Origin of the sequence: Sulfuricurvum sp. (assembly GCF_028710345.1) — a bacterium.
Taxonomy (GTDB): domain Bacteria; phylum Campylobacterota; class Campylobacteria; order Campylobacterales; family Sulfurimonadaceae; genus Sulfuricurvum.
In genome coordinates this window covers 243675-264471 of sequence record NZ_JAQTUH010000004.1, presented here as the reverse complement: position 1 = coordinate 264471, position 20797 = coordinate 243675, and the positions used below count along the sequence as shown (strand labels likewise).

The following is a 20797-nucleotide window of genomic DNA, read 5'->3' as shown; positions in this document are numbered from 1 at the left end:
TTCAAAAAAAGTTTTATAGATTAAATTTTATTGTTCAAGATAAAAATTGGCGACATCTTGTAAGGTCGGTTTTTAGTTTGATTCTATAATTTTCTTAATTGATGAAATGATTTGTTCGTTCGAATGCTATCCCCTCATCAGATAAATAACAAGATGGTAAATGCCAATTGTATTCTTCGCTAGGGAAAGGTGAATCAATAATGGTTATCAGTGGGTCTTTTATATCTAGCAAAATATTTCTGTGATTTAACACAATCAGATGACAATTATCTGAATATCTATTCAATAGTTTTTTCATACGTCCAAAATCTTTAAAATCCGAACAAAATATACTATAAATATAAAAAGTTTTTTTGGAGTTTTTGACAGTATTGATAAAGTTATCAATTCTTTTTTTATATCTTTCTATCAGTTTTTCCTTATCGTTTTCAGTTAAGTCTTTATCATGATTAAAAGAAACAGGATATAGAGAGCATTTCCATATGTCATTTTTACCATATGTAAAGTGTAAATTTTCTTTATCCAAATAGCCATCAAAATTATTTTCAAGAATCTTTATTATTGATTTACCATGATGAACAGCAAGATCAAATGGCATAGATAAACGTCCTTCGTCTCTCATTTTGATTATTCCATATCTTGCCGGAATAGTTCTGCCTTCACAATTTTCACCTAAAGAAACTATATTTATTTTGTCAAAAAGCGGGTTTGTTTTGTTCTCAAGTCGCTCTTTTATAATATCTCTAAGATTATATTTTATGGCAAGATTTTTCTCAGAAGATTCAATGCTTGCTTGCAAAGCTTCCAAATCCATACCTAGCATCATGAGTAAATTCGCTTCTTTCTTAACTGCGTGTGCAGCTGTGTTGCATTCCATTTTCCCATACCTTAGTTTGATAAATAAACAATAATAATACAATTTAAGCTTTTTATAAAACTTCTCTTAAAATGTATATCTAACAATTTTATTTTATTCTATAATTCTCAAGCTGAAGATCTGGTAAATCAACAACAATTCAAGAATGAGAAGTGTATTAAGCAGGAACAAATATAGATTAAATTTTATTGTTCAAGATAAAAATTTGCTACATTTTGTATTGAAAAAAGTTTTTCATTTTCCATCTTGTTATGAATGATTCGGATAGATTTTTGTGTATCGCTGCCTGAAACCCCAGATTTTTTAGAAAATCTAATTTCAATCAATGGAAATGATTTTACAAATCCATACCCACAGTTAGACATATTATTTTCAGCTATCGTGATATTTTCTGAATTTAAACCTTCTTGTGCTTTAAATATATTTTTGATGGATATTGCCGCACCCCCAAGATTAGTGAATAGGTTATTTTTAATCAATCCACCTGAGCTTCTTAGTAAAAAACATCCATAGCGAACCGAATTTTTAAAGATTGAATTTTCGATACTAAAACCTTCACTGTTACAATTTCTATCATAGAGCTTTAAGGCCTTTAAATCTATATCTGGTGGTAAATTAGATGAAAATTGCACATAGAATTGTTGATTTTTTTTCACAATATTACTGACTGTATTGGAATGAAAAATTTCACCACTCACTTCATTAAAAAAATCAATACGATCTCCATTTTGCATAATAAAGTTTTTAGGTTCTACCGCCAAAGTATTGACCGATAAAATACTCTCACTCTTCATTGGGGAACTATACAAGGCTATAATATCATCCCCTACACCCTCAACAGTGGCATGACTGATTTTTATTCCTGCGCGAGAACTTTGAAAATGAAATACATCACCATTGCTAGAAATATTTCGCCCTTTCTTTAATAAAACATTGCATCCGTCAAACATTGGCTCGGTCACTTCTTTACCTACAAATACACCGGAGGGCGAGGCGTATGCTGTAATATTTTTAAAATACAATTTTTTAGAATATTGCATATTAACAAGCGGCTGTTTATAGCGAAATACAATCGTTATGTTATCGGTTACTTCCAATGATGTATTACCCTCTTCATAAGAAAGCACAGCATTACCATTTGGCATAAAATCTATATCTCTGATAAAAGTAACGGGCGTGCCTCCTCTTTTAACAATACCCGGAGATATAAATGCGAAAGCATAAATTTTCTTTTCAATAGTATTATGAAAATTTTTTTCCAAATAGTGCGTATTGTCTATATCCATTTTTAAGATTATATGGTGCTGTTTTCGGTCTATTGCGATTATTTTACCACTAGCATTCGGTAGTGTTGAATAGTCAATACTAAAGTTTGAAAAGTGGATATTTTCACTATCTGTTATGCGAATAAATCCTTTATGCTCTGAGTTAATAATTAACTCGGAGCCGTTCCCGTCAAGTTCAAAATTTTTAACATTGTTAAACTCTAATAAATGATGCATCGCGTTTATATTTGATAGCTGGTATTCTCCTCGTTCTAGTGAAATTTTTATATTACTATTGTTGTTTTCACTTAAAATAGTTTGAATTTTTTCGATAATATCATCATTCTTCTTAAGATGATAATTTGTATAATCTGCTGAAGCTAACGAATAAAATAGAGAGATAAAAATTAATAGATTGTATACCACGCTACTCTATCCTCTGTCTCTATTGGGCTTTAATTATACTAACACATAATCTTAAAAAATAAACCAAAAGAAATAGCAATCAATGTAGATTTCAGTATTTTTAAGTACAATTTTGATGCATCTTGCATAAAGTATCTCTAAGGACCCCCCAATAATGAACATAGGTCATAACAATAAAAAAATCATACAAGAAATTGGAAACGGGAAAAAAGATCATTTTGATGAATTAAATAACTCTGATGAACTTAGTGATCAACAACAAATGCAAATCAATATATTGCAAAAAATCGTAAAAACTCGATTAATTAATAAGAATAATATTTTTTTTACTAACATTAATATTATTTCTTTGGGCGAAAATTGTATAGGTCGTGTAATTCCAACAAGATGGGGAATAATTAAAACGAAAGAATTTGGTCGTCTGTCTATGCCTTTTGATTTAGCGGTTCATTTCGGAGAATCTTTATGCCGAATTCTTGATGACGAATTTGAAGAATACTCAAAATGTGAAAATCTTTTTTATGAAAAGGATTGGCGTTGTTGGAAAAATTTAAAATATCGCGTAACTTATAATCATGATACCGATTTAGGTGTAGATGATATTGATAAATTATCAAAAAGGTATCGCGATAGGGTTGAAAATTTTATAAATGTATTAAAAAACGGAAAAAAAACATTCTTTATATATAGTATGTTTAAATCAGATTTTTCTGACTTTAACCTTTTAATAAAAATGTTGCATAAATACAATAATAACTTTCATATTATTATTTTGAATCACAGAGCTTTAGAAATTACAAATTCAAATCCAATGATTACTGTTATTGATTGCCCATTTCCATCGAATGACTACATCTGGCATGACGCAACTCACTATGCAACACAAGCAGGGTTTGAATTTGAAAATAATATAATCGATAATATGATAAACATAATACAAAATAAAACTTAAATTATAAAAAAATATTGCAAGTATAAAATACAAATGGTATAAAAGGTCAATTATGAAAGAACTAAATTATTTGATATTGAGTTTAATAGAAATTGAAATAAGTAAATATTTCCCAGATTTTAAAATAATTTCATATATAGTTCACCGCAGTTAGCAATAAAACAAAATCTTCTGGTATAAATGATGATAGATCTTGTTATGTCGAAGATTCAGGACGAGTTATTACAATTATATCTGGTAAGATTGATACAATTTTTTATGCTAGTCAGCAAGTTATAAATATATTGTCTAAATTCAAAGAACAGAGATTAGCAAGTATGGCATAACCCACCATTTTGTGTTCTTAAAATTTTTATTCTATTATAAACAGTCATCCCTGAAAAATTTGTACTTTAGGAACTTTGAAAATCATTTTAAGCTATGACTTCACCCATTTTGAACTTCTGTTTCACCAATTTAACTATCAAATTATGTTATAATATGTCATATATGATCTCTAAAATGGATGATTTTTTTGATAATAAAACTTTATTTATTTATTTTTAATGACACTCCGATGATACATAGCGTGTATAATATCAAATTAGTATAACAATAAAATTTAATAGGTTTGATGGATATGATTATAGGCAATGGACAGCTTGCGCAAGCATTTATCAATACACCACATGATGATATTGTTTTTTTTGCAAGTGGAGTCCCAAACTCAAATTGTACGGATGAATCTCAATTTGATCGTGAGCGACAACTGTTGCTTTCAACACTGCAATCTCATAATGATAAAAAATTCATCTATTTCAGCAGTTGTGCACTCTCCAGCAAAGAATATCCAAAAAATCGCTATTATCAGCATAAGGCTGAGATGGAGCAACTAATCAAAAATTATTCCAAAAGCTATTATATTTTTAGAATTCCGCAACTTTTTGGACATCTCAAACATCACAAAACACTTATCAATTTTTTGTATGAGTCAATCATAAACGATCAAGAGTTTCACTTGTACAACGAAGCGTATCGCTATGTTATTGAGATAGAAGATGTAAAAAATTTAGTCGAAGCCTATCTAAAATATTCACATTCATCTATTACAATAGATCTTGCCAATGATTATAGGTATAAGGTTTTAGATATTGTCAAAATTTTTGAAAATTTGCTAAATAAAAAAGCAACATATGATATTATAGATAGAAGCGACGGCTACATGCTAGATCTCACCGATATGAGCCAGTTTATCAAAACAAATGATTTAAATATCATATTCTCGCCCTATTACTTATATGATAAACTCTATGAAAAATTAAAAAATACACCTCATTTATTATAGTAAAAAATATATGAATACTAATCAAAAAATATTCTACAGTTGCGTTATCGATAATACTCCCCTTTTTTATTGGCAAGGATACATTTTTATTACTTCGCTAATTAATATTGCAAAAGTCAATGGTGAACGTATTTTTGCACATTTAACTCATAAAAATGATCTTTATGAATCTTTTTTACTAAAATATAGAGTTAATATCCGATACATACAACCATGGGGAGATAATAAATATTGCAATAAATTACAGCAATTAGAAACTGAAGAATTTTACGATGCAGAGTATGTATTTTTTTGTGATGCAGACATGGCAATCTTAGAAGATTTGGCTGCTTATATCGACACATTAAACATTTCGGGTAAAATTGTCGGCAAAATTGTCGATATGAATAATCCTAAGATTGAGTATTTAGATATAATATTTGATTACTTTTCTCTTAAAAAACCTCCTATCACAACCGATACACTCAATAAAGAACCAACGTACGAGGGTAATTTCAATGGTGGGCTATACGGTATCCCCTCAAATGCAATAAAACAATTTGGGCTAACATGGAAAGAGTATGCTCAGAAAATGCTCGAAGATAGTTTTTTTACAGAGCTTTTGGGTAATAAAATAATTCATATTGATCAAATTTCGTTTGCACTTGCGTTAACCAATACGCAACAAGATTATGCATTACTATCGCTTGACTACAACTGCCCAACGCATCTAAAGCAAACAGAGCCTTTATCAACGAAACTTCTAGCTAACCCAAAAATTTTACATTATCATCGAAAGATTAATCCAAATGGATTACTTCAAACAACAAATATTCAAATAATTGACGAAGCAATTAATAAAGTAAATTTTATGCTTGAAAAAAACCTTGATAGTCAGATTTTTCAGAACTATAAAGATTCTGTAAATCATGAATAATCTATTTCTTATCCCTCTTCCCTAATCCCTCTTTGAGGGCTTTACGAATATCTTCTTTGTATTTCGGATTGGCATCACGAAGACGTTTTTCAAAATTAGATATCAGATTGGAATCAGTGTTAGCATGTGTCGATATCGCCTCAATCAGTTTTTGATAATGAGAAATATCGGTGATAGAGATAAAACGGCTCAAAATTTCATTGGCGGCACTGTTTAAAGCTTTGTTTGAGGAGGTAGAAGAATGGATAATCGCTTCGAGCTGTTTGAAGCTCAGAGGCTCATTTGACTCACTCTCAATACCTTTCTTTGGACGTCCCAACACAATGTAAAGAAACACCAACACCATAGAGGAAAAAAGCAAACCTATCAATGTCAATACGAGGGTCACTTTATCCATAAAATCACTTATTTTATTATTTTAAAAGGAGATTGTAGCAGAAAAGAGAAGGGTTTATCATTCTATGGTTGTTTTTGTCATCCCAGCCTAAGCGGGGATGACGGGAGAAGAAAAGAAATATTAAAGGTCAGATTACCATTTAATTTCTGTAGTAAGCATGTAAACATCTTTAGATTCGCCATCATCGTTTGCTTTTGCTGCCACTTTTGTATCTTTTTCATCAGCAAATTTAGCTGAAGCAATAAAACTCACATTTTTATTCATATTATAAACCACACCGGCTGTAAGCTTATCGCCTTCAATATTTGAATAGAGGGCACCATTCACATCGGCTTCAACTTTATACTTGTCATAACGTCCAATGATTGTCCAATCTGTCATAGGGCGAACTTCAGCATTGATTGAGAACCCGGTATAATCTTTCTTATCAAAACCTGCTGAACCATCAGCCACTGTTACAAGATCTGGTGTACGTGACTCATCTTTTGCTTTAAAATATTGTGCTGCTAACAAGAATGCTGGTTGGTTATATACAGCATGAACACCATAAAATGCACGATTGTATTCTTTTATATCCGCAAGCGCAGCATTGTTATCTTTATGGTTATGAGATATCAAACCGTAAGTAGAAATATTTGCAAAAGTATCTTTTGTGCGGTCGTTTTTACCTACTTTTGTACCATCACCAAGAATGTGACCTGTCAAACGCCATTCAGCAGAAAGGTGTGAATCATTTTGTTGATTTCCAGCAATTTTATCTCCATGATAACCTTCACCGTTGAAGATACCGATTTCAGAACTGAAGATACTTGTTTTCGTTTGGAAATTTACCCCGAAATCTGCTGAGTTAACCAAGTCTACACCCGTTTCTGTTGGTGTATTTTTTTCTTCAAGGATAACTTTTTGAATAGAGCGGTAATTCCATGCATTGTGCTCCTCGTAATCGATCCACGGACGGTGAACGATACCTGCTTCAACCCCTGTATATGGGAGAACATTATCTAAATAGAGATAAGCATATTTGACATACATATCTGCAAATCCACCATTTTGTGAAGTTTTCAAGTTATCTGTACCTGAATCTTCAGTTGTACCAACAAATGATGCTAACTCTTTTGTCGTATCCAAAGTAACACGTGCATAATCTTTATCATTGAAATACGCTTTAACTTGAAGATAGTTACGGCGCATTTCAAAACCAGATGATCGTGCTGGATATTTTGACGTTACACCAGCAGCTGCATCCGTTACTTTGGTACTAGGGTTTGCACTAGTAAATCCAAGATAATGCGTACCGCTAAATTCGATTTTTTTCGCCTTAGAGGTAACGCCCGTATATTTTTTCATCGCGTCTTGGTATTCGCTAAGGGCTGATGATTGTTCACGATTACCCATATCAACGGTTTTCGCGTCCACGAAATCACCCATCTCAACACGCCCTTCACCTGATGTTGTAAACACTTGACCTGTTTTAGCATCTGTATAAAGTGTCAACGTGTCAGCGTATGCCACACCGGATATTGTCGCCGCAGCAAGGGCTGATAATACTACTTTTTTCATTCGTGTTACTCCTGTAAATTAATATTGATATTGTAGAAAAAGAAAATTACGCTGATGTTACATTACGAAACGATTACAATAAAGAAAACCAATGGTAATTATAAATTTTTTGATGTTGTAAAAGGGAGAAATGTAGCCCAAGCGCATACGCAAGAGAGGGCTAGCAAGCTTTATCTAAAAAGGAAGAAAGAAGGAGAGAGAAATGAAACGTGGGTCTGGTTAGAGACACCTTTAAAACCATCAAAATGGGCTTAGAGGTGACTTGGAGCTTTTGTCATCCCCGCGAAGGCGGGGATCCAGCTAGATTCCCGCCTTCGCGGGAATGACAGAAATCAACAATGGAAGATTTATTTCCCTGCCCAGTACTCACGTACCATGTTTGTTGTTTCAACCGGAAGTGCAATGTATCCAAGTTTTTCAGCTGCTCTGTCACCATTACGGAATGAGTGGTCAAAGAATTTAATAACTTCTGCATTTACATCCGCTTTTTCACGTGGCATCAAAATAAAGGTTGCTGCTACAATCGGGTATGAACCGTCTTGCATTACAAGTGAGCTGTAAAAGTGATCTTTCTTAGACCATTTTGCTTGTTTAACGGCTGTTTGGAAGTTTGGCAATGTTGCCGGAACCCATTTGCCCTCGGCTGTTTGCAATGTTGCTGCTGAGAGGTGATTTTTCTCTTTGTAGGCGTTTTCGATGTATCCGATAGAGTATGGAGTTTGTTTGATGATATTGGTTACACCCTCATTCCCTTTTCCGCCGACACCGGTTGCCCAACCGATTGCTTTACCGGTTCCGAATTTGCTTTTCCACATTTTAGATGCTTCACTCAAATAATCGGTAAATACATAGGTTGTACCCGATCCGTCTGAACGGTGAGCAACAACAATTTTTTCTGCCGGAAGATTTACCCCTGCGTTGTCCGCAGCAATTTTAGGATCATTCCACATAGTAATGGTTCCTGCAAAAATTTCTGCAACAACAGAGTTTTTCAATTTCAATTTTTCATCCGCAATACCCGGGATATTGTGTGCAACGACGATAGAACCGATAACCGCAGGAAATTGGTTCAATTTTGCCGCATCCAACTCTTTTGGAGTCATTGGAGCATCGGTTGCACCGAAATCAACGATACGCTCAGAAACTTGCTTAATACCGCCGCCTGAACCGATTGATTGGTAGTTTACACGTGTGTGAGTTGCTTTTTGATAGTTGTACGCCCAGTCATAATAACATGGAGCCGGAAAAGTTGCTCCTGCACCGTTGATTTTTTCCGCAGCGATCATAGAGGTAGCAGCGATAGCAGCGATTACGAGCCCTTGAGTTACTTTTTTAAACATGAGTGGAATCCTTTTGGAATGTTTGATGGCGAAAGTGTAGGACAATCTGGTAACGAAAAGATTACAATTGTTTGGCATCTTTGTAACCGCATTGTTATCAAAGCAACCTATAATCCCACAACCATATTTAGACTAAGGCAGACACATGCTCCCACGCTATCAAAACAAAATGAATGGCATTAGAACTCAACTCAGCGCATTGGTCGGTGAAATTATTTCCGCCTCTCAAGAGACCCTTAACGCGTTCGAGACCAATAATGATGAAGGGTATGAAAAATCCAAAAATCATCTTAAAAATGCCCAAAACGATGCTAATGCTATCGATAATGAAATTATTAAGACGTTTGCTCTGTTCGGTCCTGAAGCCGAAGAGTTGCGGATGCTCGTCGCCTTTTTAAAAATGACCAATGAGCTCGATCGTATCGGTGATGCGGTCAAAAAATACAATCGTAGGTTGCAAGAGCATTGTAACGGCGGATGCGATTTAAGTGCCCTAACCTCCACAATCGTTCAACTCCACAAAACGACACTGAATGCGCTACAATACATCTTTGCGTGTTTAAATGCTATCGATGAGTGCGACACCGATGAACTCTACCGCAAAGTGATGGTCGAAGAGTCGAAAAACGATGATATCTTTTCGATTATGGAGAAAGAGCTTCTGAATGTCATTATCGATTCGGGTGAACTCTCCATAGAGTACGTCAAAGTTTTAGGGACGCTTCGCAAGCTGGAGCGCACCGGTGATCGCACCGTCAACATCGCCGCACTTTTGGTTTATGCCCAAAAAGGCGGCGAAATACATTTATTTTAATACGCCATCGGAATACATCCCGATTGGCTACGTTAACACTTGGTTCACTTCGGCAGAGAGCCCAAACACGCTTGCGTGTTTTTATTGAAACAAATGTTATAAACTCCCCCTAAAGCTACCCGTATCTTTCGGATACGGGAGATTAGCTGACCTTAGCAATACAAAGAGGCAAAATTGTGAATGGATTGATATTAATCGTTGAAGATGAAGAGGATATCTTAGAGCTTATCGAGTTTAATCTCGCGCGTGAGGGATATGAGACTATCGGGTTTCTCAATACCAAACGGGTGAGTGAAGTGCTCGAAGAGGAAAATGTCGATCTTATCCTTATGGATCGTAACCTCCCCGGAGCAGAAGGGTCTGAATTTGTCGCATCACTCCGTCATCGAGGTATTCAAACTCCCGTTATTTTTATCAGTGCTAAAGATAAAGAGAGCGATATCGAACAAGGGTTTGAGCGGGGGGGAGACGATTATCTCACCAAACCGTTCAGTATGAAAGAGCTTACCTTGCGTGTCAAAGCGATGCTTCGACGCACCAAAAAAACCGCTAATGAAGGTTCGCTCACCTATCGTGATATCACCATGAATATCGCCGCAAGGACGGTTTTGATAGAATCTCAACCGATTGAGCTGACCAAACTCGAATTTGATCTCCTCTATACCCTCATCAATAATCAAAATATTGTCTTAAATCGTGATACACTTTTAGAAAATGTTTGGGGAGAGGGTGAGGTGTATCAAGACCGCACCGTCAATGTCGCGATCAACCGTCTCAAAGAGAAAATCGATCCCGACAAAACCAAAGAGTACATTAAAACCGTCCGAGGAGTTGGCTACACACTGTGCTAAGGATCCATCAGCTCTTTTTTCTCAACGTCTTAGGTCTCTTTACAGCTGCACTTATCACCGCTTCGCTGATTAGTTTTTTTACCCTTAAATCGATGATTATTAAACAAAGCGAAGAACAACTCATCCAAGCAATCTATCTTTTAGAGCCCCTCCTCACCACCGCCGATGATCTCACCCGTTTTGCCTCCACCGCTGCGGGAAAAACATTTTTTAGGGTCACCGTTATCAATGAGCAAGGGGAGGTAATCGCCGAAAGCGACGCCGATAAAAACACGATGGAGAATCATCTAGGGCGCATCGAGATAATGGAGGCGATGAGGGCTCCTTATGGTATCTCTATCCGTTATTCCAACACACTTAAAACCGATTTTATCTACGTCGCCCACAAAGTAGTTACCTCTGAGAGAACTTTTTATATCCGTTTGGCGATGGGCTTAGACGGAGTTATGGAACACTTTTATACCCTTTGGCTCAAACTCTTTGCCTCGTTTACTATTTTGATGATTATTGCCCTCGCCATTTCGTACAACATCTCTAAAAAAGCCCGTTACGATATTCTCCAAATCACCCAATTTTTAGATCAAGTATCGGCAAAAAACTACCGAGCACCCCTCAAGCCCCAATATTTTAGAGAGTTTTTACAAATCTCCATTTTGCTCAAAAATTTGGTCAAAAAACTCAATAACCGCGATAAACAAAAGCGCAAACATACCGCCAAACTTCGCCTTATCAACAAACAGCAAAACGATATCCTCTCCGCCATCAGCCATGAGTTTAAAAATCCGATAGCAGCGGTAATGGGGTATGCTGAGACACTCCGCGATGATCCCAATATCGATTTCAAGATTCGGGATAAATTTTTAGACAAAATTCTCTCCAATACCCGAAAAATAACCCTCATGCTCGACCGTCTTGCCCTCTCGGTCAAACTCGAAAATAACGACCTCTCCATCAAACCAACCCATTTTGATTTGGGTGAAGTGTGCAGTGATACCATTTCGGTACTTCAAGGGAAATATTCTAACCGTCGCATCCTCTTTAACGAGTTCCATCGAGATGTTTACGCCGACAAAACCATGATTGATATGGTCATCACCAACCTCATCGACAATGCCCTCAAATACTCTGAGGAAGCAGTAACCCTTACCCTCACCGATGAAGTGCTCACCGTAAGCGACAAAGGGATAGGTATAGCACCTAATGAGCTCGAAAACATCACCAACAAATTTTACCGCGTCCAAAAGAACCGTTGGGACAACTCTATGGGGCTTGGTCTCTCTATCGTCAGCTACATACTCAAACTGCACGAAACCACCCTCACTATCACCTCCACTTTAGGCGAGGGATCAACGTTTGGATTTTCTCTCCAACATCTCTGCGAACCGCCAAAAAAGTCCAAAACTTAAATTCACTTCCAAACTCCTCTTTTTCAATCATGACGAAGTAATATAGGTGTTTAGACGTCATTCAGCATCCCCTTTGGTAACAATGTTGTAATCAAAAATTTGTAGAATACCATCAAAATTTTGCTCAAGGCAAACCATGATTGATACACTCTTTCACAATCTGACCCGATTCAGTGCATTCTTAATCCTCATCATCGTTGCCTGGATTTTTGTCGTATTGTTCAACCAATCAACCGAAGCGATGCACGCTTTTGGTTTTGATTTTATAACCAATGACGAATGGGCACCGAATGTTGATAAATTTGGGGCATACGCTGCGATTTTCGGCTCGGTCGCTTCAACCTTTTTGGCAATGCTATTAGCCATCCCCGTAGCTATCGGGGTTGCGATTTTCCTCAGCGAAATCGCTCACGACAAGATTAAAGGATTCTTCGGGGTGAGTGTCGAACTTCTCGCCGCGATTCCCTCAGTTATTTACGGTATGTGGGGATTATTCTTCTTTGTTCCCATCTTACGTGAACTTTTCGGAGGGATGGGGATTGGTCTTTTAGCGGCAGGGATTGTTTTGGCAATCATGATTTTGCCGTTTATGGCAGCCGTCACCCGTGATGCGATGAACACCACCCCCGATATCCTAAAAGAGTCAGCGTATGCACTCGGTGGGACCCAATGGGACGTTATTAAAGACGTTATCATCCCTTATGCCAAAGCAGGAATCATCGGTTCGGTAATCCTCGCACTTGGACGTGCTATCGGTGAGACGATGGCGGTTACGTTTGTTATGGGGAATGTCCACAAAGTCCCCGGAAGCATCCTCGATCCGACCACCTCGATTCCGGTTACTCTCGCTAACGAATTTACCGAAGCTGACAGTTCGCTCTATTTTTCCAGCCTCTTTGGATTGGCATTAACCTTGTTGGTTATGAGTTTTGTCGTCATCGCGGTTGCGAAGTTTTACTTTTTACGCAAAGTGAGGAAAGCATCATGACAGCCGTACAAAAACGGATTCTCATTAACAAAGTCGCACTAGGGTTCTCAACCCTCAGCGCTGTTATCGCCCTCGCCTTTTTGTTTTGGATTCTCGGAGTCTTGATGATGAAAGGGGTGGATGCCCTCAACTGGAATATCTTTATTTATGAGGGTTCTCCTCCTGGATATCCTGAGAGCGGTCTCAAACATGCTCTTGTTGGTCAACTCATTCTCGTAGGTCTTGCGACCCTCATCGGTGTACCGCTGGGGATTATGGCGGGAACGTATTTGAGTGAATACGGTAAAAATTCCGCTCTCGCCCATACGATTCGTGATATCAGTGATATCATGATGTCGGCACCCTCTATCGTTATCGGAGCATTCGTCTACGCCGTTGTCGTTATGCCGATGGGTCATTTCAGTGCATGGGCAGGGGCAATTGCTCTAGCAATTATTATGATTCCTGTTATTTTGCGTACCACCGACGATATGCTTCAACTCGTACCGGGAACATTGCGCGAAGCGGCATTTGCCCTCGGAGCACCGAAATACAAAGTGATCATGGACGTCGTCTATCGCGGTGCCAAAGCGGGGATTTTAACAGGAGTGTTGCTCGGTATCGCCCGTGTAGGGGGAGAGACGGCACCGTTGCTCTTTACCTCGTTTAACGATAACTTTTTTACCACCGATCTAAACGAAGCGATGCCTTCATTGACGGTGACAATGTTTAACTACGCCATCAGTCCCTACGATGATTGGCAACAACTGGGATGGGCAGCCGCCTTTATCCTCTCGATGTTTATTTTGGGTCTAAATATCATCGGACGACTTATTTTATTAATGGGAAAAAGGAAATAACTATGGCAAGTATTATCGATATCAAAGAAGAGTGCGCTCTTCATGTCCGTAATTTTGAATTTACCTACAAAGGTGCTGCGGCTCCAAGTTTAAAAAAGATTACGATGCCCATCGCCAAACATGCGGTAACGGCTCTTATCGGACCATCAGGATGCGGTAAAACCACCCTGCTCCGTTCATTCAACCGTATGCACGACCTCTATCCAGGGAACACCTACAGCGGTGAAATCGAGTTCGAAGGGCACAATATCCTCTCTCCCAAAGAAGATTTGATTCACCTTCGCACCCGTATCGGGATGATTTTCCAAAAACCGACAGCGTTTCCGATGTCGATTTACGATAACGTCGCCTACGGTTTACGCCTTCAAGGGATAAAAAATAAATCCGAACTCGATGGACGGGTTGAAAAAGCACTCCAAGATGCCGCTATCTGGAAAGAGGTCAGTGATCGTTTAAAACACGATGCAAACGGTCTCTCAGGGGGACAGCAACAACGTCTTTGTATCGCACGTGCCATCGCCGTTGAGCCCGAAGTTCTCTTGTTTGATGAACCTACCTCAGCACTCGACCCCATCTCTACCCAAGGGATTGAGAGACTCGTCATCGAACTTAAAGAAAAAGTGAGCATCATCATCGTTACCCATAATATGCAACAAGCGGCGCGTGTAAGCGATTACACCGGATTTATGTATTTGGGCGATTTGATCGAATTGGGCCATACTGAAGAGATATTCGTCACCCCAAAAGAGAAACTCACCCAAGAGTACATCACCGGAAAATTCGGGTGATATGCTCCCAAAAATCTCCCCCGTCACCATTTCTTCTATCCTCCTCAAAAACTTTATAAGATTTTTATAATTATCATAATATCATTAAGCTATCAAGCGAAATTGAGAAGGATACATAATGGATGCCGATGAACTTTTATTCGCCCCCGAAAAGGAGGAAACACTACCTGAAGCGAGGTGGAAAGTACTCATTGTCGATGATGACAGCGAGGTTCACTCTTTTACCAAACTTGCACTTCATGATTTTATCTATGAGCGTAAGCCTCTTCAGTTTTTATCCGCCTACAGCGCCTCAGAAGCGATAGAAATTTTAAAAAATTACGATGATATAGCCATAATTTTGCTTGATGTGGTTATGGAAACGGATACCGCTGGGCTCGATTTGGTCGAAACCATCCGGTTCCGTTTTAATAACATGATGGTGAGAATCATCATCCGAACGGGACAACCCGGTGTAGCACCGGAGCGATACGTTATCGATCATTACGATATCAACGACTACAAAGAAAAAACAGAATTAACGACCGATCGGCTTTATACTACCATCCGCAGCGCCCTTTCGCAGTACAAACAAATCATCGAGCTCCTCAACAAAAAAAATGAGATTTATAACACCCTTATAACCGACAGCTTGACCGGTTTGGGAAATCGGGTTAAACTCAACTATGATTTAGACAACGATGAACCGATGTCACTGATTTTGCTCAATATCGACTCTTTTAGCATGATTAACGACGTATACGGATTTGAAGTGGGTGATCAAATGCTGTTGCAATTTGCTGATATTTTGCTCCACACCTCCAGTTCTGATTGCGGTGTTTACCGTCTTGAAGCCGATATTTACGCTCTTTTAACCTGTCATAAAACAGCTCAGGATATTCAAAAAGAGGTTGTAGCTATCCGAAACAGCATCACCAAGAACTCTTTCCTCATCAATGGGCTGGAACATCGCATCAACGTCACCATGGGGGTAGTTGAACACGATATCGGCAACATGATTCAAAAAGCCGAAATCGCTCTACGCGAAGCGCGGAAAATGAGTCGAAATCGAATACAAGTCTACTCCGATGATCTAGCGGTTATCACCCAGATCAAAGAAAATACCAAATGGACAAAATGGCTCAAAGATGCCCTCGATAACGATAAATTAATCGCCTATTATCAACCCATCGTCGAGTGCAAAAGCGGCTTAATCGTCAAATATGAGACCCTTGTCCGTCTTGAGCGCGATGGGGTGATATACACTCCCCCTCTTTTTCTCCCGACAGCTCGCTATGCGGGGTTGCTCTATCAGATAACACAAAAAATGTTTGATCAAGCATGTGCCAAATTTGCAAACAACACTCTTGGCTTTACCATCAACATCACCGATCAAGATCTTTTGGAAGAGAAATTTGTAGAATTTATCGAACAAACACGTCTCCAGTACAAAATAGAGAGTGACCGAATATATTTCGAGATTCTCGAAGATAATAGCATCTTGACCAACCCTATCGCCGAAAAACATCTAAACGAACTGACATCACTGGGATATCATCTATGTTTGGATGATTTTGGGGTTCAATGCTCAAACTTCGCACAACTCGGTAATCTGGATCTCGATATTGTCAAAATCGACGGAACCTATATCAAAGATATAGATTGCAACGATAAATCGCGTACAGTGACCGAAACCATCCTCTTTTTTACCCACAAAATAGAAGTAAAAACCGTTGCGGAATTTGTCCACAGTTCCCAAGTATACGACATCATCAAATCAATGGGAATCGATTACGCCCAAGGATATTTTTTGGGTGAGCCATCGCCCGAACTTCTCTGATGTATACCTCCATAAAAACAGTTATTCTTGTTTTTTTACTATCTACTACATCTTTGTACGCATTATCCGAAACCGATATCAAAGGAATCATGCTACAGCGTATCGGCTCTTTTATCAGTTGGCCGCAATTACCCGAAAAAACGATAAAAATCTGCGTTGTCGGTGATAATGATTTTGCTCAAAATCTCCAAAAACTTTACAAAGACAAAGAGTTGCATGACCGCTCTTTGGATGTTATATCGGTAGATAGCACTACCGATAAACGGATACTCTTATCATGTCAAATCATCTATATCGTTAATGCCAATAAAAATACCCTCAATCAAATTGCCCAAATTCTCAAAAACCAAACAACATTAATTGTCGGAAACAATTATGATAATATCTACGATGGTGCCGGTGTTGTCTTTTATCTGGATAACAACAAATACAAAATAGTCATCAATGAAAAAAGGCTCTCCGACACTCACCTAAAGGCAGATTACCGATTACTCAAACTCGCCAAGATTGTAGAACCAAACGGAGAGAATAATGAAGTTAAGTAATTACCCTATTACCCGTCAGTTCATCGTTATTTTTACGTCGCTCAGTGCGTTGATATTAATGATAGCGACCATCTTCGCTTTGGTATTGACGCTACTGAATGAAAAACACCGTTTTATCCATGAAAGTACATTGGAGGCACAATTTATCGCCGATACTGTACTCTCCCCATTAGCTTTTTTTGATTCCAAAGGGGCAGAAGAGATTCTAAAAGCCGTTAAAAATCAGCATTCCGTCATTCAGGTATCCGTCTATGATAGCAATCATCAACTGTTTAGCGAAATCAATCCCCTTAAACGCTCCGAACCTGCTAGCTTTAATGCCGAAAACGGATTTATTAACAATACTTGGTTAACCCGTGATGCTGAATATCGAATCATCCTCCCCATCAAACACGGCAAAGAGGTGCTGGGATATCTTTATTTGATTAAAAGCGCATCGGGAATTATCGAGAGTTTAAATAACCTCATAATACCTCTTGGCATCTTCTCTATCACCTTAATTATTTTTGTTATTCTCGTTTCTCATAAGCTAGGGGACTACATGCTTCACCCCATATTGTCACTGGCGCAAAGTGCCAATCTGGTTGCAGATAAACGTGATTTCTCCCTTCGCGTCACCTATGAGGGTAAAAATGAAATCGCCCGACTCTACGATGCTTTTAACCTGATGCTAAGTGAAACGCAAACACTAACCGAAGATCTTGAAAAACGGGTAGAGGTACGGACACATCAGCTTCAAAATAGTCTGGATTCCCTTAAACAAGCACAAAATCAGCTCATTGAATCCGAAAAAATGGCGGCACTAGGTAATCTCGTCGGGGGTGTTGCCCATGAGGTAAATACACCGCTGGGAAATGCCGTAACGGGAAGCTCTATCATCACCAGAGAGAGTGCTGCGATACAAAAAGGGTTAAACGAGGGGACACTCACCCGCTCAGAGATGGAGAAAAAATTAGACGTTATTCTCCAAAGCTCCCAACTCCTTTTTAAAAGTGTCACCCAAGCCGCCGAACTGATTAAAAGTTTTAAACAAATCTCGATTGATCAAAGCACGAACGATTTGCGCGATTTTGATCTTAAAGAGTATCTCTATGAAATCGTACAGACATTTCACAATAAGCTCAAACATATCCCTATTGACGTAGAGATTATTTCACCTGAACACATCTCTATCTACTCATACCCCGGTGTTTTTGCCCAACTCTTCAATAATCTAATCGCTAATGCAATTTTGCACGCTTTTGAAAAAGATATGGAAAATGCCAAAATAACGATTACCTTAGAGTTACTGGAAAATACTATCCATCTACTATTTCACGATAACGGTAAAGGTGTAAATCCATCCATAAAAGATAAAATATTTGAACCGTTTGTCACGACAAAGCGAAATGCAGGAGGAACAGGGCTAGGTTTGAGTATCGTATACAATCTCGTAACTCAAAAACTGGGCGGAACGATTAGTGTCCATTCAGAGATACCTAACGGTACGACATTTGAGATACATTTACCCTATTTAGAGAGAAAAATCGTGTAAAACCACATCAACACAAAGGATTGTCCATGAAATACAAAATTTCGGTTGTTTTAACAACATTACTCTTATCATCGCTTGCCAATGCTTCAAGTGACCTTGATATTATGGAATCCCTCTCGATGGAAGAGATGCTAAATATTCCCATCTCAACCGCCACCGGTACCCAAAAACCTCTCTCCCTCGCACCCGCCATTGCGACAATTATCACCGATAAACAGATTTCCGAATCGAGTGCCAGAACCTTGGATGAGATTTTGGCGGAAGTTCCGGGACTTAACGTATACAATGGGATAGGGAGTCTATCAGGCAACTATGACATCCGAGGTATTCGGAGCAAATACAATTCGCAAATCATGATTTTAATGAATGGTACAACACTACAAGGAGTAAAAACGGGTGCTCCCATAATGAGACTAAATATCCCCTTGAGTGCGGTAAAACGGATTGAAATAATCAGGGGACCGGGGTCTGTTATTTACGGGGCAAACGCTTTTGCAGGGGTTATTAACATCATTACCAAAGATGCCGAATACCTCACCGATAACAGTGAAGCAGGGATACGATACGGCTCATTTGATACCAAAGAGTTATGGGCAAACTATGGAGCCAAAAATGACAACCTCTCTTATGCGATAAATTTCTCCGCAGCTTCCAGCGACGGGGATAGCAACCGCATTATGAGCGTAGACGCCCAAACACTCAATGACCGTACCTTCAGTTCCAACGCATCCAATGCTCCGGGTCCATTAAACACCCATTATGAGCGGTACAATCTGAATGCCAATTTTGTTAAAGATGACCTAGAACTCAATATTTGGGGGAGTTTACTCACCAATGCCGGCACAGGTGAAGGAATTGCCAATGCCCTTGATCCAAATGGTTATGGTAAAAACAAACGGATACAGAGTGACCTCTATTATCGCCAAAAACTAAGTGATACCATAAGCTTGGAACATAAAGTTTCCCTCTCCTATCAAAAACTGGAAACCTATTTGCATGTCTTTCCCGCAGGAGCGCGTCTCCCTATCGGAACGGACGGAAATTTTGGTGGCAAACCCTTTAGTGGCTTTGTCACCTTTAGTGATGGATATATTGGAGCACCGGGAGATGAGGAAAAAACAGCAGGATATGAAGCCACCCTATTATCTGAAACTTTTGAAAACCATCTAATTCGTCTAAGCGGTGGATATACATTTGCTAGCTATGAACCCTTTACTTCAGGAAATTTTGGTCCGGGAGTCATCGATGGAACCGTTACTCCCATAGACGGCACATTGACAAATTTAACCGGCACTTCATCTAATTATATGCCCAATTACGTAAATCGTAAAAATCTCTTTTTCAGTATTCAGGATGAATGGTTATTTACACCGAATTGGAATCTAACTGCTGGAATACGGTATGACCATTTTTCCGATTTTGGCTCAGCCATCAACCCGCGATTAGCTCTGGTATGGCAGACCTCCGATACCCTTACGACAAAGCTACTCTACGGCCGTGCTTTTAGAGCGCCCTCATTCGCCGAACTTTATGCCCAAAACAATCCGATAGGGAACGGTAATCCAAATCTTCAGCCCGAAACTATCGATACCTACGAACTGGCATGTGATTACTACCCAACCGATAAAGTGCGCACGACGGTAAATATCTATTACTACGATGCCAAAAATCTGATTAACGCCTTAGGGAGTAGCTTTGCTAATATCGGTGAACAAACAGGAAATGGTTTGGAATACGAAATCAACTACAAACCCATCGATACAATAACCCTAAAAGCTGCTTATGCATACCGTAATACCAAACTCAAAAGTACCCTCAAAGAGGCACCCGATACCCCAAAACAGTTGGGACAAATTAACGCAAATTGGAATTTTATCTCCACATGGATAGCCAATACAGAACTATTCTGGGTAGCGGATCGTAAACGAGCCGCAGGCGATACACGCAGTGATATCCCCGATTACACTTTAGTCAATGTCAGCGTAACCGATAAAATCACCAAAGATTTAGCACTCAATATAAGTGTGCGTAATCTTTTCAACCGTACTATCTATGACCCCTCTCCGGCCTCTTCTTTAGGTCAATTGAGTGATTATCAAATGCCGACCAGGTCGATATTTGCTGAGCTGAGATATGCATTTTAATACAAAGGCACA

At 38.6% G+C, this 20797-nt stretch carries 19 protein-coding genes; 14 read left to right on the top strand and 5 right to left on the bottom strand.

All coding sequences use genetic code 11. The features are described 5' to 3' along the window. Positions 1-94: 94 nt before the first annotated feature. Both PHC76_RS07550 and PHC76_RS07545 read right to left on the bottom strand, forming a co-directional pair. Complete coding sequence (locus tag PHC76_RS07550; RefSeq protein WP_299970271.1) at positions 95-877, bottom strand: DUF1796 family putative cysteine peptidase; 783 nt, start codon at positions 875-877, stop codon at positions 95-97. A gap of 185 nt (positions 878-1062) precedes the next feature. Continuing rightward, a complete protein-coding gene (locus PHC76_RS07545; RefSeq protein WP_299970269.1) occupies positions 1063-2568 on the bottom strand; it encodes a right-handed parallel beta-helix repeat-containing protein in 1506 nt (501 codons plus the stop codon). A gap of 154 nt (positions 2569-2722) precedes the next feature. Between PHC76_RS07545 and PHC76_RS07540 the strand changes: the two genes are divergently transcribed. The 3 genes from PHC76_RS07540 (at position 2723) to PHC76_RS07530 (ending at position 5760) form a co-directional block, all read left to right on the top strand. After that, positions 2723-3520: a DUF1796 family putative cysteine peptidase gene (locus tag PHC76_RS07540; RefSeq protein ID WP_299970266.1), complete on the top strand. Its 798-nt coding sequence runs from the start codon at positions 2723-2725 to the stop codon at positions 3518-3520. Positions 3521-4133: 613 nt separating this feature from the next. Then, on the top strand, positions 4134-4844 hold the full coding sequence (locus tag PHC76_RS07535) for a sugar nucleotide-binding protein (RefSeq protein ID WP_299970263.1): 711 nt from the start codon (positions 4134-4136) through the stop codon (positions 4842-4844). 10 nt (positions 4845-4854) lie between these two features. Beyond that, a complete protein-coding gene (locus PHC76_RS07530; protein ID WP_299970260.1) occupies positions 4855-5760 on the top strand; it encodes a hypothetical protein in 906 nt (301 codons plus the stop codon). Position 5761: 1 nt separating this feature from the next. Here PHC76_RS07530 and PHC76_RS07525 read toward each other — a convergent pair whose 3' ends face one another. Further along, on the bottom strand, positions 5762-6157 hold the full coding sequence (locus PHC76_RS07525; RefSeq protein ID WP_299970257.1) for a hypothetical protein: 396 nt from the start codon (positions 6155-6157) through the stop codon (positions 5762-5764). Positions 6158-6289: 132 nt separating this feature from the next. Beyond that, positions 6290-7717, bottom strand: coding sequence for a hypothetical protein (locus tag PHC76_RS07520; protein WP_299970254.1), 1428 nt, complete (start codon positions 7715-7717; stop codon positions 6290-6292). A gap of 54 nt (positions 7718-7771) precedes the next feature. Here PHC76_RS07520 and PHC76_RS07515 point away from each other — a divergent pair, with 54 nt between their 5' ends. After that, positions 7772-7972: a hypothetical protein gene (locus tag PHC76_RS07515; RefSeq protein ID WP_299970251.1), complete on the top strand. Its 201-nt coding sequence runs from the start codon at positions 7772-7774 to the stop codon at positions 7970-7972. A 92-nt stretch (positions 7973-8064) separates the two neighbouring features. On the opposite strand, the gene pstS is transcribed toward PHC76_RS07515, so the two are convergent. Beyond that, the gene (gene pstS / locus PHC76_RS07510) at positions 8065-9057 is read right to left on the bottom strand and encodes a phosphate ABC transporter substrate-binding protein PstS (RefSeq protein WP_299970249.1); all 993 of its coding nucleotides are present in this window, start codon (positions 9055-9057) and stop codon (positions 8065-8067) included. 145 nt (positions 9058-9202) lie between these two features. Between pstS and PHC76_RS07505 the strand changes: the two genes are divergently transcribed. From PHC76_RS07505 to PHC76_RS07460, 10 genes are all read left to right on the top strand, one after another. Then, positions 9203-9871: a PhoU domain-containing protein gene (locus PHC76_RS07505; RefSeq protein WP_299970246.1), complete on the top strand. Its 669-nt coding sequence runs from the start codon at positions 9203-9205 to the stop codon at positions 9869-9871. Positions 9872-10047: 176 nt separating this feature from the next. Continuing rightward, a complete protein-coding gene (locus PHC76_RS07500) occupies positions 10048-10722 on the top strand; it encodes a response regulator transcription factor (protein WP_299970243.1) in 675 nt (224 codons plus the stop codon). Next, positions 10716-12128, top strand: a complete 1413-nt coding sequence (locus PHC76_RS07495; RefSeq protein WP_299970240.1) for a HAMP domain-containing sensor histidine kinase — start codon at positions 10716-10718, stop codon at positions 12126-12128. The genes PHC76_RS07500 and PHC76_RS07495 overlap by 7 nt, the downstream gene beginning before the upstream one ends. A 136-nt stretch (positions 12129-12264) precedes the next feature. Next, positions 12265-13116 (top strand): phosphate ABC transporter permease subunit PstC, encoded by an 852-nt coding sequence (gene pstC / locus PHC76_RS07490; protein ID WP_299970237.1) that lies wholly within the window; start codon positions 12265-12267, stop codon positions 13114-13116. Next, on the top strand, positions 13113-13955 hold the full coding sequence (gene pstA / locus PHC76_RS07485) for a phosphate ABC transporter permease PstA (protein ID WP_299970234.1): 843 nt from the start codon (positions 13113-13115) through the stop codon (positions 13953-13955). Before pstC ends, pstA begins: the two co-directional genes overlap by 4 nt. 2 nt (positions 13956-13957) lie before the next feature. After that, positions 13958-14743, top strand: a complete 786-nt coding sequence (pstB, locus tag PHC76_RS07480; RefSeq protein ID WP_299970232.1) for a phosphate ABC transporter ATP-binding protein PstB — start codon at positions 13958-13960, stop codon at positions 14741-14743. A 118-nt stretch (positions 14744-14861) separates the two neighbouring features. Further along, entirely contained in the window at positions 14862-16562 is a 1701-nt protein-coding gene (locus PHC76_RS07475; protein WP_299970229.1) for an EAL domain-containing protein, read from the top strand. A gap of 89 nt (positions 16563-16651) precedes the next feature. Further along, positions 16652-17107, top strand: a complete 456-nt coding sequence (locus PHC76_RS07470) for a YfiR family protein (RefSeq protein ID WP_299970226.1) — start codon at positions 16652-16654, stop codon at positions 17105-17107. Continuing rightward, positions 17094-18641: an ATP-binding protein gene (locus PHC76_RS07465; protein WP_299970223.1), complete on the top strand. Its 1548-nt coding sequence runs from the start codon at positions 17094-17096 to the stop codon at positions 18639-18641. The genes PHC76_RS07470 and PHC76_RS07465 overlap by 14 nt, the downstream gene beginning before the upstream one ends. Before the next feature lie 26 nt (positions 18642-18667). Continuing rightward, positions 18668-20785 (top strand): TonB-dependent receptor, encoded by a 2118-nt coding sequence (locus PHC76_RS07460; protein ID WP_299970220.1) that lies wholly within the window; start codon positions 18668-18670, stop codon positions 20783-20785. Positions 20786-20797: the final 12 nt, after the last annotated feature.